The organism is Bacillus sp. RC240, assembly GCF_044907945.1.
GTDB classification, from domain to species: Bacteria; Bacillota; Bacilli; order Bacillales; family Bacillaceae_G; genus Bacillus_A; species Bacillus_A mycoides.
The window spans coordinates 1-17501 of sequence record NZ_JBIYCT010000006.1 but is presented as its reverse complement, the minus strand read 5'-3'; the positions used below and the strand labels follow the sequence as shown (position 1 = coordinate 17501).

General features: G+C 32.8%; 16 protein-coding genes and 1 pseudogene. 11 read left to right on the top strand and 6 right to left on the bottom strand.

The genetic code is table 11. From position 1 onward, the window contains the following. Window positions 1-208 precede the first annotated feature (208 nt). A complete protein-coding gene (locus ABH955_RS19240; RefSeq protein ID WP_341093795.1) occupies window positions 209-1093 on the top strand; it encodes an Rpn family recombination-promoting nuclease/putative transposase in 885 nt (294 codons plus the stop codon). 160 nt (window positions 1094-1253) lie between these two features. Here ABH955_RS19240 and ABH955_RS19235 read toward each other — a convergent pair whose 3' ends face one another. Beyond that, on the bottom strand, window positions 1254-1382 hold the full coding sequence (locus tag ABH955_RS19235; RefSeq protein ID WP_255262163.1) for a hypothetical protein: 129 nt from the start codon (window positions 1380-1382) through the stop codon (window positions 1254-1256). Window positions 1383-1839: 457 nt separating this feature from the next. Here ABH955_RS19235 and ABH955_RS19230 point away from each other — a divergent pair, with 457 nt between their 5' ends. After that, entirely contained in the window at window positions 1840-2637 is a 798-nt protein-coding gene (locus ABH955_RS19230; protein ID WP_404491501.1) for a cell wall hydrolase, read from the top strand. A gap of 648 nt (window positions 2638-3285) precedes the next feature. Here ABH955_RS19230 and ABH955_RS19225 read toward each other — a convergent pair. The 3 genes from ABH955_RS19225 to ABH955_RS19215 form a co-directional block, all read right to left on the bottom strand. After that, complete coding sequence (locus ABH955_RS19225) at window positions 3286-3627, bottom strand: YolD-like family protein (protein WP_098221329.1); 342 nt, start codon at window positions 3625-3627, stop codon at window positions 3286-3288. After that, window positions 3624-4889, bottom strand: coding sequence for a Y-family DNA polymerase (locus ABH955_RS19220; protein ID WP_404491499.1), 1266 nt, complete (start codon window positions 4887-4889; stop codon window positions 3624-3626). Before ABH955_RS19220 ends, ABH955_RS19225 begins: the two co-directional genes overlap by 4 nt. 321 nt (window positions 4890-5210) lie before the next feature. Beyond that, complete coding sequence (locus ABH955_RS19215) at window positions 5211-5432, bottom strand: helix-turn-helix domain-containing protein (RefSeq protein ID WP_085313253.1); 222 nt, start codon at window positions 5430-5432, stop codon at window positions 5211-5213. Between the two features lie 265 nt (window positions 5433-5697). On the opposite strand from ABH955_RS19215, the gene ABH955_RS19210 reads away from it, so the two are divergent. The 4 genes from ABH955_RS19210 to ABH955_RS19195 all read left to right on the top strand — a co-directional run bounded on the left by ABH955_RS19210 (window position 5698) and on the right by ABH955_RS19195 (window position 8459). Next, window positions 5698-6018: a hypothetical protein gene (locus ABH955_RS19210; RefSeq protein ID WP_404491497.1), complete on the top strand. Its 321-nt coding sequence runs from the start codon at window positions 5698-5700 to the stop codon at window positions 6016-6018. A 15-nt stretch (window positions 6019-6033) separates the two neighbouring features. Then, window positions 6034-7200: an FtsK/SpoIIIE domain-containing protein gene (locus ABH955_RS19205; protein WP_404491495.1), complete on the top strand. Its 1167-nt coding sequence runs from the start codon at window positions 6034-6036 to the stop codon at window positions 7198-7200. Between the two features lie 22 nt (window positions 7201-7222). Continuing rightward, complete coding sequence (locus tag ABH955_RS19200) at window positions 7223-7798, top strand: replication-relaxation family protein (RefSeq protein WP_404491611.1); 576 nt, start codon at window positions 7223-7225, stop codon at window positions 7796-7798. A 304-nt stretch (window positions 7799-8102) separates the two neighbouring features. Further along, entirely contained in the window at window positions 8103-8459 is a 357-nt protein-coding gene (locus tag ABH955_RS19195) for a YxeA family protein (protein ID WP_000760453.1), read from the top strand. A gap of 78 nt (window positions 8460-8537) precedes the next feature. On the opposite strand, the pseudogene ABH955_RS19190 reads toward ABH955_RS19195, so the two are convergent. Continuing rightward, window positions 8538-8657 (bottom strand): annotated as a pseudogene (locus ABH955_RS19190) (vancomycin resistance histidine kinase VanS); the annotation flags it as partial. Window positions 8658-8874: 217 nt separating this feature from the next. Here ABH955_RS19190 and ABH955_RS19185 point away from each other — a divergent pair. The 4 genes from ABH955_RS19185 to ABH955_RS19170 all read left to right on the top strand — a co-directional run bounded on the left by ABH955_RS19185 (window position 8875) and on the right by ABH955_RS19170 (window position 13722). Continuing rightward, the gene (locus ABH955_RS19185; RefSeq protein ID WP_098221333.1) at window positions 8875-9522 is read left to right on the top strand and encodes a lysozyme family protein; all 648 of its coding nucleotides are present in this window, start codon (window positions 8875-8877) and stop codon (window positions 9520-9522) included. 306 nt (window positions 9523-9828) lie between these two features. Next, the gene (locus ABH955_RS19180) at window positions 9829-10335 is read left to right on the top strand and encodes a GNAT family N-acetyltransferase (RefSeq protein ID WP_098643214.1); all 507 of its coding nucleotides are present in this window, start codon (window positions 9829-9831) and stop codon (window positions 10333-10335) included. Window positions 10336-10579: 244 nt separating this feature from the next. Further along, window positions 10580-11512 carry a transglycosylase SLT domain-containing protein gene (locus ABH955_RS19175; RefSeq protein ID WP_098221335.1) on the top strand — a complete coding sequence of 311 codons (933 nt, stop codon included), beginning with the start codon at window positions 10580-10582 and terminating at the stop codon, window positions 11510-11512. Between the two features lie 1616 nt (window positions 11513-13128). Continuing rightward, complete coding sequence (locus ABH955_RS19170) at window positions 13129-13722, top strand: TasA family protein (protein ID WP_000053757.1); 594 nt, start codon at window positions 13129-13131, stop codon at window positions 13720-13722. A gap of 527 nt (window positions 13723-14249) precedes the next feature. On the opposite strand, the gene ABH955_RS19165 is transcribed toward ABH955_RS19170, so the two are convergent. Beyond that, the gene (locus tag ABH955_RS19165) at window positions 14250-15698 is read right to left on the bottom strand and encodes a serine hydrolase domain-containing protein (protein ID WP_404491494.1); all 1449 of its coding nucleotides are present in this window, start codon (window positions 15696-15698) and stop codon (window positions 14250-14252) included. 957 nt (window positions 15699-16655) lie between these two features. Between ABH955_RS19165 and ABH955_RS19160 the strand changes: the two genes are divergently transcribed. Then, on the top strand, window positions 16656-17276 hold the full coding sequence (locus ABH955_RS19160; protein WP_404491493.1) for a DsbA family protein: 621 nt from the start codon (window positions 16656-16658) through the stop codon (window positions 17274-17276). Window positions 17277-17501 lie beyond the last annotated feature (225 nt).

Genomic DNA, 17501 nt, shown 5'->3' with positions numbered 1-17501 from the left:
AGGTTTTAGTTTGATAATAATGTGATCAAGGAATAGACGAATAATAAAGGTTGTGGCGTAAAACGATGTTATTTGCAATCGTTTTTTGTCGGAATTACAAGTTTTTATGGGCTTAGGCAAGCTGATAACATAAGAGCCTGTTTGCATGTGCTACCTATTTTTATGTACAATAGTAATAAGAGATGATATAGACAGGGAGAGGAAATCCATGTCCACTAAATTAGTAAATTTACGCATTGATTTTGCTTTTAAACAGTTATTTGGAACAAAAGGAAATGAGGAAATTTTAACGGGTTTCCTAAATGCAATTTTAGAGGAATCTTTAGATGCACCTATTACTTCGCTACAATTAGATGATCCACATCTCCATAAATCTTATGAAGATGATAAGTTATCGATTTTAGACTTATTAGCAACGCTAGATAATGGAACGCAAGTAAATATTGAAATTCAGCTTCGAAATACACATGATATGGTAAAGCGATCTTTATATTACTGGAGTAAACTTTATACATCCCAAATGCAAGAAGGAATGCCATATCGTTCACTTCGGAAAACTATTACCATTAACTTACTAGATTTTATTTTATTTTCTCAGGATGATGCATTTCATACCATCGGACAATTATGGAATATTAAAATGCAGCAACTCTTAAGTGACGACATTGAAATCCATTTTGTAGAGATACCGAAATTGGTAAAACAATGGCGTGAAGAAAAAGTGAATCCATGGGAAAATACATTTGTTCGTTGGATGTTATTATTACCAGCACATGAAGATGAACATTTAACTCAAACATTGGAGGAGATTGCGATGAATCAAGATCCAATTTTACAAAAGGCAATAAATAAATGGGAAAATATGAGCCATGATTCTTCTTTCCGAACAGCATATGAAGCTCGAGAGAAATTACTTCTAGATGAACAAGCTAAGTTAGCGCATGCAGAACAAGAGGGCATGGAAAAAGGAATTGAGCAAGGTAAGATGCAGATGATTCGAGGGATGTATGAAATTGGTGTACCGCTTGAAACTATTGCAAAAGCAAGTAAGTTGAGTGTGAAGGAAATAGAACGTATCTTAAATCTAAAATAAATATATGTGAGTATACAGAACTCATGAGTAGAAAAAATTAGACGTTCATTATCATAGTACGGTTAATGGGAAAGCATTGCTGAAGGTTTCAGCAGTGCTTTTTCTATATCATTTAAGGCAATTGATCTTTTGTTAAAAAAGTCAATTGCCTTTTTACGATTTAAAAATATTTTAACTTTGTAATAAAGGAACCTAAATCATAACCTGTTTTTATTATAGCTATAGCTGAAATCACAATTAATGGATATTTAATATATGGATTGTTGAGGAGTTCCATTATGTTTTTCATGTTGTAAACCTCCATGGCATTATTTATATCATTATATTTATTATCTCAAATATAATGATTGACAGTCAATATAATGTAAAGAAAGATACTTAATTGAAGGAGAACTAAACAAAATAATGGATAACAAAACCTTTATTTTTATCATTCCTTCTACAAGTAATTAGGAGTCAGTATAGCATATAGAAACAGTTCTTAGGAAAGAAACTATTAAGCAATTGAAGTAAGCCTCTACTTTCACCATATTTAGTTTGAAAATTAGATTGTCCGATTCTTTTGAAACATAACTATAATAATTCAATTTCAATTTCAATTTCAATATCATAGGCAACTCAATTATTATATAGAAATACAAATTCAATGACTTGAATTCAATGTTTTGTTACGCTATAAATAGCTTGATTTGTTTTTAACTTAAACATATTAAGAGTACTTAATAATTTTTAGGAGGCTTTTTTGAATGAAGTTATGTAAGGTGAAAACCTGGCTACCATTATCTGCTGCAATGATTACAATAGTATCAAATCCAGTAGGAGCTGCGGCTTCAACAGATTATACGGTTCAAAAGAATGATACTCTAGAAGCAATAAGTAAACAATATGGAGTGTCCGTACAATTAATTAAACAAGCTAATAGCAAAGCTAATGATCAAATTAATATTGGAGAAAACGTAACCATTCCAAGTTCATCAACTACAAACGAATATGTTCAAAAAAATAATTCAACAGATTCAACTAATACATATCAAGCAATTTACCAAGTGAAAAGCGGGGATACATTAAGTTCTATTTCACAACAATATAAGGTTTCAATACAGTTTATTAAACAAAACAATAACGTAGACGGAAATCAAATTTTTGTCGGTCAGCACTTAAAGATTGATACTGGTATTCCATTACAAGAAGTTGATTTAATGGCTCGATTAGTGAATGCAGAAGCAGGAGGAGAACCGTATGAAGGAAAGGTTGCAGTTGCAAAGGTAGTATTAAATCGTGCTAACGCAAATGGTTTTCCAAATACAATTACAGACGTAATTTATGAACCCATTAAAAATGGTTATGCATTTACTCCTGTTACAGACGGTAGAATTAATCAGCCTGCTACACAGGAAGCAAGAATGGCAGTAGAAGAGGCTCTCACTTCAAAAGGAACAAATTCTGATTGGCTTTATTTCTATAATCCTCAAACATCGACTGACAAATGGATTACAACACGTCAAACCGTTGCACAAATTGGAAACCATCTGTTTGCTAAATAATAATATATTAGCGGAGTTTCCAATGAGATAAGGAGAGGTTATTTTTGCGTGTAATACATTCACTATTAGCAATATTAGCAGTTGTATTTTTAATTTGTGGTGTTATTATTCACGAGTATGTATTGGTGTTTTTGGTAGGAATTTGTTGCATGGTGATAGTAAGTTTTATAATTTCCAGCATACGTAATTGGAAAGAGAATAGAAAGCGTATTTCTATCGTGTATTTTATTTGTGTATTAATATTATTGCTATTAACACTATATCTTTTGTTTGTCACAATTTATACACGTTCTTTGGAAATATAGTAGTTTTACATCTATATCAAAACCGCTCTGATAATGTTCTTTCTGTGGGTTTGAAATAAAACTTAGATTTTCAACGACTTTATTGTTATTTTTTCGTTTGGTGAAATATTTTTTATCAAAAATTAAACAACTTTATTTTCATTTTAAAGTAGATACTTCCATATGAGTATACTAGCAAAAGAGACTCTATAATGGAGTCTCTTTTACTATAAGATATTTTTGACTCAAGTTTCATTTATTATATCTTTAAAATATAGTTTCATATCCTTAGCTTCGAATTCATTTATTTCAAGGGGGGAGCGCAATCATCACATTTAACATTTATACTTAGCATGGAATTCTTTTATTTTACATCAATAATATCCATGAATTTAAGATTAATTCTGTTATAAAAAGCATCTGTACATAGTATAGAACAATTCAATGGATCAATATCAGTTACGGTCATATAGTTAGTAAGCAAATAGCCATCTTCGTAATATGTAATCAACACCTCTTCTTCAGATAGTAATGAGCATAATAACATGTTCTCGATAAGTTCTTTTTCTTCAGAAGTTAAGATTGGACGTGCTACTTTATTCTTTTCCTTAATAATCTCACGTATACCATCAAATTGTTCTGTTATTGCAGCAAATGGCGTCCATTTCACCATTCCTCTTCCCTTTGGCATATTAGCGTTGTTCATGATTTGTGTCCTCCTAACAATGTGTTTCTGTATCTTGCTGTAGCACTATTTGTATAAGAAATTCCTCTTAATATGCTGTTCTTACCAAACTTAGTGCGTATTTCATCCATTACCTTCGTTAATTTCATTTCTTTTTCTCGTTGTATTACATTGTCAAAAAGAGATATTTGTTCTTCACCTTCATTGATTAAGTTGGTTAAAGAAACATTGATAGATCTAATTGGTTCCCCGGTATAAAACTTATGTAAAAAATATGTACAAATATGATAGATATCCATTGTTAAATTAGTTGGTCGGTTCATAGTGTGAGTTTTTCTGAAACCACCAGCGTAATTTTTACTGTAACCAATGGAAAAATGGATTATTTGAGCTAGTTTGTTTTGTCTTCTCATCCGATAACAAACTTCCTCGATATGTTCCAGAAGGATAATCGGAAATTCTTCTATTGTGTAATCACGCATGAGTATTTGGCTTTTACCAATTGAAGTTGTTGCTGGTATGTATTTTTCTGCAATGCGGCTAAAATCAATGCCGTTGCTATGTAAGTGTAATTCTTCGCCAATAACCCCAAAACTTTGTTTTAAGTATTTGAGCGGGTATTGCGCTAAATCTCCGATTGAATATATTCCTTTTCGATTTAACTTTACTTCTGTTTTACTCGAAATCCCCCAAAACTTACTAAGTGGTCGTATCGGCCATAATTTTATGGGTATATCTTCGTACTTCCAATATGCGATGCAGTCTTTTGTCTTCTTCGCTTCCACATCTAAAGCAATCTTACTCATTAAAGGATTAGGCCCAATCCCAATCGTGCATTCAATTCTTGTTTTTTCATATATTTCACGTTTGAATTTCAACGCGAATTCATATGGCTCATTCGCAAACAGATGGATACTATTTGTAATATCCATAAAGAATTCATCGATGCTGTATTGGTGGAAATCCTCAATCGGAACGTATTGTAAAGCTAATTTTGTTATGTAATTTGAGCATTTTATATAAGTGCCCATGATTGGGTTTACCACAAGAATGTCTTTGCGTTGTGGTATTCCGTACAACCTTGCCATTTTCTTAACACCTAATGCCTTTAGTGGTGGTGTTGCAGCTAAAACAATGGAACCACTCCTGTTTACGTCTCCTACTACAGCTAATTTGGTATGCAGTGGGTCTAAGCCCATCTTGATACAGGACACGCTTGCATAAAAGCTACGAAGATCTACACATAAAACAATTCGATTTGGCAAAATTGAGTAGTCATACACCTTTACGCCTCCTTAATAATAAGAACATCCGTTCTTATTATACACGAATGTACGTTCTTTTATGAAGGGGTTTTTGTAAAAAAATAAAAATATATTAGTGTGTCTATCTCATCATTATAGTCAAAAGTGGAAATTGCTGGATATAAATAAATATTTAAAGATGAACCAGATAGATGGTACACGTATTTGCATTGGAAAAATCCCCATACTGGCAAAATTGAAGTGGGACAAGACTCAGAAGAACCAGGAAAATACAAAGAACTAAAATAAGATAGGGATGCATGCAAAAAAAGAATCAGCTCAATAAATTGTGGCTGATTCTTACATCCAAAAATCTTCAAAGTCTACATGGTAGCCTTTTCTTTTCAAAGATCTAATTATCTTTTGGCCATTACCTAATGATGGCCTATTCCCATTAGATCGTGAAATGCGACTAATTGTATTCTGGTTTACTCCGCTCCATTCTTTTAATTCCGTTTGAGTAATTTCATTCTTCTTAAGAAATTTTCCGAACTTTGATAAAGGTTTTCCTAATCCGAACACCTTTTACACTCCCATTCTTTTATACTTGTTTAATATTATTTTTGCCAAAGCTCATTTTTTTTAAACAAAAGTGTTAATAATGTACAAGCTATCCACAATATGATGTATCAAGGTCGCTATCAAAGTAGCTACCACACCAGCTAGCCTTTGTACTATCAAAGTACTTATCATGTTACCTATCAAAGTAACGTTATCAAGGTAATAAGTGTAGAAACCCTATATTTCATCTAGTAATTTCATTCTGTTTATAGAGGAGGGCATTTAAATGTGTGCTAGTAAAGAAACAATTCCCTTTCGCGAGTGTATGGATCGGTCATACAAAGATAAAGAAAAAAAAATACGTAAATACAATTCATTAAGTCCTTTCGCATTCCTTCATATGTCGGATCAGGTATTACATACTTACATTGCATTAGGAGTTATGGGAACGATTTTAATCGGAGCAGTCATGTTAGAAAAATACTTGGTGCGACATGACTATATATCAGCAGCTAAATTTGTAAGTGAAGGTATTTATCACGGAACGCGAATTGGTGGAGTTTGCTTGATTGGATATGTATTTGTTCGTATTGTAATCATGTTTTAAGGAGGGAAGGGAGTAATGGGGATGATAAAGGAGTGGCTTCGTACGAAAAGGTTAAGGAATCAGCTTATGGAGGTGTTTGGAAAAGCAGGTTTATATACGGAACATCAAACACGCGGGGGAAAAGTGCCTATTTATCCAAAGGTACATAATATTTCTTCTTCAAAAGAAAGCGTGAGATATGTATTTACCATACCAAACGGATTAGATCCACAGAAGATTGAAAAGAAGTGGTTTTGTTTCCAACAAATATTAGGACGAAATATTACGATTGAAGGTAATGTGAAAAAATTTGTCCTACATGTATTTCGTTCAAATGCTGGACTAAAATCATACAATTATTGTTATAAAGAATGGAAGCCACTATTAAAAGATTACCGTTTACCTGTTGTGGTCGGCAGGGACCAATTCGGAAAAATGATAGCGTACGATATGATTGATTCCAATTCACCGCACTTATTAATTGCAGGAGAAACGGGAAGCGGGAAAAGTAGTATGGTACGTGTTGTATTATCCACACTTATTCAATATATGTCTCCTGAAAAGTTACATTTGTACCTTGGTGACTTAAAAAACTCTGAATTTCATTTTTTGCGTAGAGTGAAGCATGTAAAAGAAGTTTGTATGGAAGAAATCGAAATGAAAATAATGCTTCAAAAGTTATGGAAGGAAATCAGGGAACGAAGAAAACTTATGGAAGAATATGAAGTTGATCATATTGATGCGTACAACAAATTAAATCCAAATCATCAAAAGCCATATATCCTACTTGCTATTGATGAAGTGGCTATGCTTAAAGATGAAAAAGAGTGTATGTCTACGATTGAAAAGATTTCAGCAGTCGGGCGATCACTTGGAGTTTTTCTTTTGCTTAGTATGCAGAGGCCAGATGCCAAGGTGTTAGATGGTAAGTTAAAACTTAATATGACTGTAAGAATGGGCTTTAAATGTGATAGTGTAATTAATAGTAATATCATGGGTACTCCTGGTTCAGAGCATCTAGAGCAATCTGGCCAAATGATTTTTAAACGAAATGGATTAAAGAAAGTGCAAGCTCCTTATTTAGAATTAAGTAAGGCGAAAAAAATTGTTGAACCATATCGCATGTCTAAAGAGGAGAAGATACTCAAGAATTCATCGCAAGAAGAAATTCCGTTATTTGGGGTGTTAGATGATGAAGAGTAGAGATAAAGGAATTCTGAATGATTTGAAGCAATTTAGATGCATGTCCCGAGACGATATTATTGACTTGCATTTTCCAGGCTTAAAGAATGCGATAACCTGCTGTAATACGGTTATGAAACGATTAAGAAGAGACGGTCATGTTGATGCTAACGTATTGCAACACCCATACATTTATTTTCCGCAACCTAGTTCTATCAGAAAGACGAGTCAAAAAATCCCTCATTTTCTTGGTATTGTGGACGTATACAAACAACTTGTTCAGTATGAAAATCCTAAGTTATTCAAAGTGGAACCAAAGTATGGGAAGGAATATATGGAGCCGGATGCTTTTACTATATGGCGTAGGTCGCCATTCTTTATTGAAGTTCAAAAGTCAGTGTACAGTAAAAAGATAATGCAAGATAAGATAAACAGATATGAGTTATACTTCCATAGTCAAGAATGGCATAATGAATATTGGCAACCGAAAACTTCTAAATTCTTTCCTTCAATTCTTATCATTACCGACAAATATTACGACGTTCAATCTCCTTATTTCCGTATATTCCAGGCGAATTCTATAGAGAGTTTTATGAATAATTTAGTAGTGAAATCATAAAGAAAGCCTGCATAGTGCAGAGCTTTTTTTCTTTCAATAAAGTATTAAGTCATGTGTGATGATTGTTAAAAGGCAATAAATGCGAAGAGTGAATTTGAAGCAAGTTATGAAATAGTAAAAAAAATAAAAAAAGTAATTGTTTAAATAATTTTTAATGGTTAAGCGAATATCTCATTTATAAACATTGATATAGGTAATTTTGTTATCTTTCGAAAATGTAATGTTGACGTAATGTTTTTGAATTTCTCTTCAAACGAACACAGATTAAGATTACAGTATCATAGAAATCAATGAGGTGAACAATATGAAAAAATATATGGCACTTTTAAGCCTTTTAGTTGTATTTGCAAGTTTACTAGTTGGATGTGATATCAATCGTATGGGTAAAGATGAATATTACGTTCAAATTACAATGGATGGAAAAGAGGGAGTTTCAAAATCTATGGATGGTAAAGTGATGGGAAAGGAGTATGAATATACATTATCGGGTTTTGATAAGGAAGGTAAAGAAAAAGAGTTAGAATTTATGGCACAAAAGAATCTTCGTAAAGAAGCATTCCTACGTGTATATCACTCAGAGAAAAAAGGTGTAACAGCTTGGGAGGAAGTGCAGGAAGACGAGCTCCCTAAGAAAGCAAAAGAAAAACTAGGTGTGAAATAATCAGTTATTTGTGATGGTGGATTCTCCTACGTAGAGGGTTCGCCGTTTTTTATTATATGTTATGTTTTAGTTTTTTATATAAAGCATATTGAAAAGATAGGGTAAATCTTCTGGAATGATATCTCCAAAATTAATAACTTGTACGATAACCTCTCAATTATCACTAAATCCATTCATATCAACAAGTTGTCCCACATATCACTTTGTACCAATATCTTCTAAAGTACGCTAAAAAATGCCCTTTATCTTATCTTTATCTTATCTTTACCTTATCTTTAAATTTTTATATTAAACTTAAAACCTTAAAGTATTGATGTTTGATTCTAAAAAAGTGTGGGAGATAGATGTTCATTACATAGTTTGTAAATAACCAATTATCTTTGGGAAATTGAATTTCTTATACGAGGAGTAATATATGAAGGATATAAGTAAAAACCAAATTATAAAAGTGTTCCTTATTAGTATTTTAGGTTTAGGAACAATACTTGGAATGCTATATTTTAATCATAAAACCAATATTCAACAAAATAAAGCGCTAGCCACAGAAAAACGTGTATTGCAATATGAGTCTACCTTGAAAAAAGAATTAGAAAAATATAATTTAGGAGAAAAAACAGCAGTTTTATTAGGAATTATGTATCAAGAGAGTAGAGGTGAGGGAAACGATCCTATGCAGTCTTCTGAATCACTTGGATTAAAGCCAAATGAAATTCAAGAGACAAGCTTGAGCATTGAACAAGGGGTAAAGCACTTTGCTAAAATGTACAAATATGGAACGGACAAGGATGTTAGCATGGATACAATTATTCAAAGCTATAATATGGGGCCAGGGTATATTGATTTTATTGCTAGTCAAGAAGTTAAACAACACTCGGAGGATTCGGCCAAAAAGTTTTCTAAGATGAAAGTTGATCAAAATCCAGCGATGTATACTTGTGGTGGAAATAAAAATAATTTTAGGTATCCATATTGTTATGGTGATTTCACATATGCCACAAAGGTAAATGAAAAAACAAAACTTATTGAAGAACTTCTTCGAAATGTACATAGCTCTTCTAAATAAGTTGTGGAATTAAATATAATGATACCGTCAGCTTTTAATAAGAATATCTAAGAAAAAAACTAGTTTTTTCTTAATTCACATAATTTTCGAAATTAAAATCTATGGATGTTAATATTTGTTATATAATGTATTTGTCAAAGCATTACCCCTGTAGTTTCTATGATGAATCTGTAAGATAGTTTGTTTGCCCCGTATATTCATCTTAAACTAAAAAGAACTTGTAGAGATTCCTACAGGTTCTTTTTGTTTTAAGGGTTATATGTGGATTTAAAATATAATTACAATTTTTTGAGGGGGAAAAAGTACATGTTTGTAAAAGCAGAAAGGTTAGTAATACGGAAATTTGAGTTTAAAGATTGGCAAGCTGTCCATGAGTATACATCAGATATCAATGTTATGGAATACATACCTGAAGGGGTTTTTACTGAAGAAGATACAAGGAACTTTGTGAATGAAAACATTGGTAAGAACGCTAAGAACTTTCCTGTGGTATTAATAGATGAAGATATCCTAATTGGTCATATAGTTTTTCATAAATATTTTGGTGAGCATACTTATGAGATTGGTTGGGTGTTCAATTCAAAATACTTCAATAAAGGATATGCTTCTGAAGCAGCACAAGCTACATTAAAATATGGCTTTAAGGAAATGAAATTACATAGGATAATAGCTACATGTCAGCCACAAAATATCCCATCATACCGAGTGATGGAGAAGATTGGAATGAGAAGAGAAGGCTATTTCAGAAAGTGTATACCACATGGGAATGAATGGTGGGATGAATATTATTACGCTATTTTAGAAGAAGAGTAGTGTCTCAGAACGCATTATTTAAAGTGAAACTCCTATCCCTAAATAGGCAAGTTGACTAACGTTAGTAGGATTCTTGCTACCAAAGGCGAAGTCCATTTCTGCTATCGCTGACGTGCAAGACCGTGGTGTCCCATTACCACTCTCGTAATTGACCCTATGGGTTCTTAAAATATAGAATATTAGAAATATATTATGATAAAATGTGTATAACTATAAATTATTAAATAGATTGGAGAATACTAGAATGAAAGTACAATTACTAAGAATAGGGATATTGGCTTGCTTCATGATATTTTGTTGGTCCTATGAAGATGTCTCTGCTGCATCTACGTGTGAGCCATATGGTGAAATTAAGCCGAACCAAAATCCCTCTCGTCAGCACATAAATTGCCTACTAACGAACGCAGCATTAAAAGAAAATGTTCCTCCTGAGGTTGTAAAAGCAGTAGCTACACAAGAAAGTGGATGGAAACAATTTGATGGAAACGGCCAGCCAATCATAGCGCAAGATGGTGGAATTGGGATTATGCAAATTACCAATCAACCTCAGTTCGATCAACAAAAGTTAAAATATGATATTAATTATAATATTGAAGCAGGTGTTAAAGTTCTTCGTAGTATGTATCAGCGAACAGATCTTCCTAAGGTAAAGGCTGCTGGACCAGAAGTAATCGAAAACTGGTACTTCTCTGTTATGGCTTATAATGGAACAAAGCCTGCAAACAGTCCTTTGTATAAAGCTACCGGTCAAAAAAATTTAAATGCTTACCAAGAAAAAGTGTTTTCTATTCTAGAACAATACAGTTTTTTAAATGATACAAAATTGGGGCAGTTTCCTTTCAGTACAGCTGATTTCGAATATGATCCTAACACGAGTAAAAATATTGTATTTAAAAAGAAGGAGTACATACTAACAAATCCATATTCTTCTATCTATCACCTAAAAACAGGTGATCAAGTACTTGTAACAAGAGATGGAGTAAATTTAAGATCTAAACCTACTTCCGCTTCAAGTGGGAAACCGTTAAGTAAAAATACGAACTTGATTATTCAAGGAAACGCTGCATATGATGAATCTGTAGATAGTAGCAATCAGTTTGTATGGTATCCAGTTAAAACTGCAGATCAAAAACTAGTAGGTTATATTTCTTCTGCATATATTATGAAAAAAGTATAATTTAAGATTAAACGATGAAGATAATCACTGATAAAGATATGGTAGTGATGAGAACAGTTGAACCGAATGTTCTGGTACAAAAAAATTATTAAACTTGGACATACCGATACTGCTACTCTACAAAGGCTTGTAATTGGTATGGAAACAAAAAAGTTGTTCAAGTGGAAGCATTTTGATCCTAACTGTATTTTGTAAACAGTGAAATGATACAAGCGGTACAATTTGAATCTTCGTAAAGAAGCACTCCTACGTGTATACGGAAAAAGGTGCAACAGTTTGGGGAGGAAGTGAAGAGAGACGAGCTCCCAACGAAAGCAAAAGAAAAAATAGATATGAAATAATTAGTTACTTGTGATGGCGGATTCTCTTACATGGAGGATTCGCCGTTTTTTTTATTTACAATGAGAAATGCATGCTAGGGTGAATATTGGGGTGAATTGAAATGTCTGACTGGTCAATACTGCGAACGTATTAATGATTGATTTGTATAAGTACCTTTACATACCAGGTTAACGAAATTTTGTTTATTTGTTTTCACTAGGGGTGCATCTCGGGGGAAGAAGAAAGTGTGCTATTGTCCATGAAAAATATTGAGGGAATATTGAGGAAACGTTGAGAATGTTGCAATGCTATTAATCGTTGAGGAGTTAATTATGCCTTGTGATTTTATATTTATAAAAAAATAAAATAAGAAAGAGAACAGTTGCGTAGACTGTTCTCTTAAGGAGCGGAAGTGCTGAACATTTTCAATGACAATGATTCAAGCATTCCGTTAATAGTATGTGTATATATTTGCAGTTCATACAAGAAGGTAGCTAAAAAATAGCTACCTTGCCTCAGGGAGAATTCAAGAAAATCAGAGATTCATTATGGATACAGATTGGCTGTTACCAATCTATTCGTATTATTGGAAAGGATTCCATAAATTATTCATAAGTTAAAATCTCACTTCATTATAGGTTCATTGGCTTGCAAAGTAAAAAGAGCACTTTTGTAAAGTGCTCTTTTTAAGATGTGCATTAGGACTTGAAAGAGGCACCAATGACAATTTAAAAGGAGATATCTCTATACAACATATGGAGGTGCAATAAAGGTGACGATAAAAAGAAAAAGAGCAGTTAGAATAAACTAACTGCTCAGCTCCAGGGGAATTTGAGACTTGGTTATTGATAGTTTTGTCGGAACTTTGGGGTAGTATTTAATAGTAGATGTAAATGATACATTTTTAGAAAAAATCAAAAGGTATACGTAAATTTTGAAGTGTACCAGAAATATTTTTTATACTTTTTGAAAAGGGGATTTTAGTAGCTTAGTTATACTCCCAAAAAGTGTACCTTTTGAAGTGTTAGAATACTCCTGAAGAAATACATAATTCTAATTATAAAGGGCAGTTAATATTAATTCGTTTTTGGCATAGGTTTTGATCATTATAAATCCAATTTTTCTAGTTTTGGGACGTTTCATTTACAGAAGATAGATAATAACATAATTTTCTCAATAAGGAATTTAATGCTTTTAATATAATTTTTTAACAATTCATGGTATATCTGTATTAAGGGGACCTTTTCGGTTGATTAGGGAGAAAGATTATAAAAATGATATGGGAGGAACAAAAAATGTCATTGAAAAAGAAATTAGGTGTTGGAGTGGTTTCAGCTGCTCTGGGTTTATCTTTAATTGGTGGGGGAACATATGCATATTTTAGCGATCAAGTGGTGACAAATAATTCATTTGCTGCAGGTACATTGGATTTAGCTATGCAACCAACTACTTCACTTAACTTAGAAAATTTAAAACCTGGGGACAAAATATTAAAGAAATTCAATTTAACAAATAGTGGTACATTAGATATTAAAGATATCATGATGAAAATAGACTATACTGTAAACGATTTAAAACAAAATAACACTACAGAAGATTTAGGTAAACATATTAAAGTACAATTTCTTTGGGATTGGGATCCTGCAAAAAGCCCTGTATACGAAACAACTCTTGCAGAACTAAAATCACAAAGCCCAGAGATTGCCTCCAAAAAAGTATTTCATTCTAAGTGGACTGAAACAGGAGGATTAAAACCTAGGAAAATGGATTGGTTTTGGATAAAGTTTATATTTGAAGACAACGGAACAGATCAAAACGTGTTCCAAGGGGATAGTATTGCGCTAAAAATGGAGTTCCAAGCCAATCAAACAGATGGACAAGAAAGATAAATTTAAGAGCATAATACTGGTAAAAAGTAAAACTGAGCTTATGCCTTTTAATAATTTAAAAGAATGATTACAACATATCTATACCAAAAGCCATTGATATCAGCATTTGCGCATGATATTAATGGCTTTTGTAAGTTTAACATTTTGAATGTTTTGTAAAACTAACATTTAATTTATAAATAGAAGAAAAAAATAGTCAAAAGTCGTAGAGCGTTTAAGAGAGTAAATAACGACTCTCTTTTTTTGCTTTTGTATTTTTAAGGGTATCCATATACATTGAATAAGGAAATCCCCACGCTGCAATTGTGCAGAAATAATAAAGTTGTTTAATTTACAATAAAGTCATTTAAAAAATAATATAGTTGTTTAAAAATCCTTCTTCTACTAACGAGGCAGGTTAGTGAAAGAAATAGCAAGTGGGTTTAACTAGGAGAAGTGTCGATGACATTAAAGAAGACACCGAGGTGTCTTCTGTTTTTTAAATTAAGAATATCGATAAATTAGGATTTATTTACTTAATATTATACTTATTTTCGGACCGAGGCATCTAATCGGTGAGTGTATACAAACCATGTAATGCTTGCTGTTAATAATGTTGACGAAATTAAAGCTGTAAGAACACTATATGTTTGCCAAATAAGTATCGTTGACCAATCGAAGGCAAAAAACATTATACACTGGGCAATCGTAGCGATTAGGAAAATAATTGTTACGATTGTTCTCTTTTTTGTCATTGGCTGCTGCTCATTCGTTTTCCTTTTTCTTGATCCTAAGAAAAATAACAGAACGGCTAATAGGCAAAGAATAATTGTGGTAGACGACAAAATGATGTCCAAAAGCTGTGTGCCACTTATCTCATATGACTGAGTTAGATTGCCGTTTAATATATTTTTAACTTGTAGTACCAGGTTTATATTGGTATTTGCGCCGTTGCTCAGTAAGCAGATGGCTGTTCTTTCATTTGGCAGTATGGCTACTTTGGTACTAAAATTTGGATTACCCCCAGTGTGTTCTATAAACGTTTGTTCGGCGTTTACCGACCAACCTGCCGCATAATACATATCATTGACAGCCGAAACAGACATATCACCTCTATGTGATTTTTTGATGGCCCTGTGAAATATTTCGGGTATGTCCTGCACGATACCCATCTGTATGCCCATCCAACGCGCCATATCTTTTGTATTAGAAATGATATAGCCGGCAGGTTTATTCCCAGCATAATCCGGAGCGTTAAATGGAGTTGTTATAAAAAAGGAAGAACGGTAGCCCTGTGCTAACTGTCCAGTGGCTTGAGCATCTTCTTTATAAACATACGTCTGGTGAAGACCTAAGGGTAGAAATACCTGTTCCTTCATAAAGTCTTCATAGCTTTGTCGTGATACAATCTCAATAACCAAACCCAATACGTCATAATTAACGGTTCCATAGTTATATTGTTCACCGGGAGAGAACGCCAATTCTGCATCTACCAGCGTTTCCACAGTCTTTTGCAACATATCAGGCGTATTACCTTGTGGAATATTTTGAAGATGTCTAATATTTGTTAGGCCGCTGGTATGGTGAAGAAAGTTATTTAGTGTAAGGTTTTGCATATCAACAGGTTTACCTTGATACTTTAACGTAAACCAAGGTAAATATTTTTGGATAGGGTCAGTCATTGATAGCAGCCCTTGCTCTTCCAATAGCAAAATCCCCATACCAGTAAAAGCTTTACTCACCGAGGCCAACTCATAGAGTGTATTTTCACTTGCAGACAGGCCCTTTTCAATATCTGCATACCCAGAAGAAAAGTAGAACACTTCACCATCAGCAAGTATTGAGATTGACATTCCCGGCACACCTGATATACGACAGGCATCATCTAGCAACGCTTGTATTGCCGCAGATTGCGAATCTGACAACGCATAACTTTGTGTTGCGAATCCTGAGAATAATATAAATATCGTTAATACAAAAACAATAATTTTTTTCATAAACCCTCCTTTTTGGAAATTTATAAGAGAATAATATAAATAACCTCCTTTTACAACTACGAAACTAAATTTTAATTTATCTTTCTATTCACCTATATAATATCAAGTAATTGTGAAGAGTTACACTTAAACGAACAGATGCGTTAGTTCAATAAGAAGTAAACAACTTTATTATTCATTTTTTAAGTATTATATAAACAGATGGATGTAATTTGAAACAACTTTAAAGAGCCTTGCTACGTAGAATGTAGTAAGGCTCTTAGCTTTTAATAATCAAAATTCAATAACTTTATTATCATTATACAGCAATCAAGCTAAGAAAAGCATAAATCCCCAAATAGTAAAAGTAATGCTTTGAAAAAAACTATGTACTAGAACTGGTACTCTGTCGGTAAGTCATGAAAGAGGTACTTATATTATTTGTTTTGTAAATTATCTTGAATTTGTTGTTCCATATTTACTAGTGATGTTTTTAGGGAATTACTAAGCTTTTTAACAAATTTAAGACCAAGAAGCCAGTTTTTAATAATAGAATTCTAAAAGCGTTAGGGTAGAAATTTATTGTTTTTGTGAAAAAAGAATTGACTTCTACTATAGTTGTAACTAATATGGTTACATAAGGTTGTAATCGGATTAGTTACAACTAATATCTGCTTAAAATAAAAATATGATTTATATATTTAATTAAGGATGGTGGTCCACACGTTGCCACCCGGTGTAGAAAGTTACTAATGCATTCAATTTAATGCATAATCCCAACTTTAGTATTTTCTGATACCGGGCAATAATGTGCAACGTAATCTTTTGTTAAAAACCTTGGTTAATCTTTCTTTTGAAATATTAGTTTTTGGGGAATATAGTAAGGTATCCCAAAAAGAACAAGGTATAAAAAGATGTACTTATATAAACCAAAAAGTTAGCTGAGCTAGATAATAAAAATAAAGGTAGGAGATTTAAATGGAGACAAAACAAGATAACCTTATTTACGTATGGGACGCATATTGCGGATGGTGCTATGGCTTTTCAGAAAGTATTAAAGGATTTTACAAAAACCACACTGAAGTGCCATTAACGGTTTTATGTGGAGGGTTATTTTTAGATAATTTACCAATGAAAAAATTCTCATATATAGAAGAGGGAAATAAAAGAATTAATCAACTTACAGGTGCAGAATTCGGTCCTTCATATCAAAAATTGGTTGAAGAAGGTACTTTTAAAATGAATTCGAAAGATGCTGCAATTGGCTTTTCAGCTTTACGCTCATTAGCACCAGACCGTTTGTTAGAATTCACTTCGGCTATGCAAAAAGCGTTTTATTATGAGGGCCAAAGTCTGAGTGATCCTGAAACATATCGTAAGATTGCAATCGAGCATGGTTTGGACCCAGAACAAGTATTAGAACGCTTAAACGCTCAAGAAACAATAATAGATGTCCAAAATGAATTCAATAAAGTTCGACAGCTTGGTGTTAATAGTTATCCTTCATTACTTTTACAAAAGGATAATCAAATAATCCCTATTGGTGGCGGGGTAATGACGCCAGATAAAATTGAAGCGCGTTTTAAAAATTTATATTAATGAATTTTAAGTTACAGTATATAACATTTAACGTTTTAAAAAAGACTAGAATTGGATGGACTTAAACCTTTTTATAACAGTCGGTTTCAATTTATTTTTAAAAAGAGTCCAATTTTAATTTTACTATCAGCTATAGTAGCAAACGTTTTAGCTTACGCCAACCGACATTAATCTCTCGTCTATTTGCTGGTGCTATCACACTTTCAGGTGAATTGAAGAGGGAAC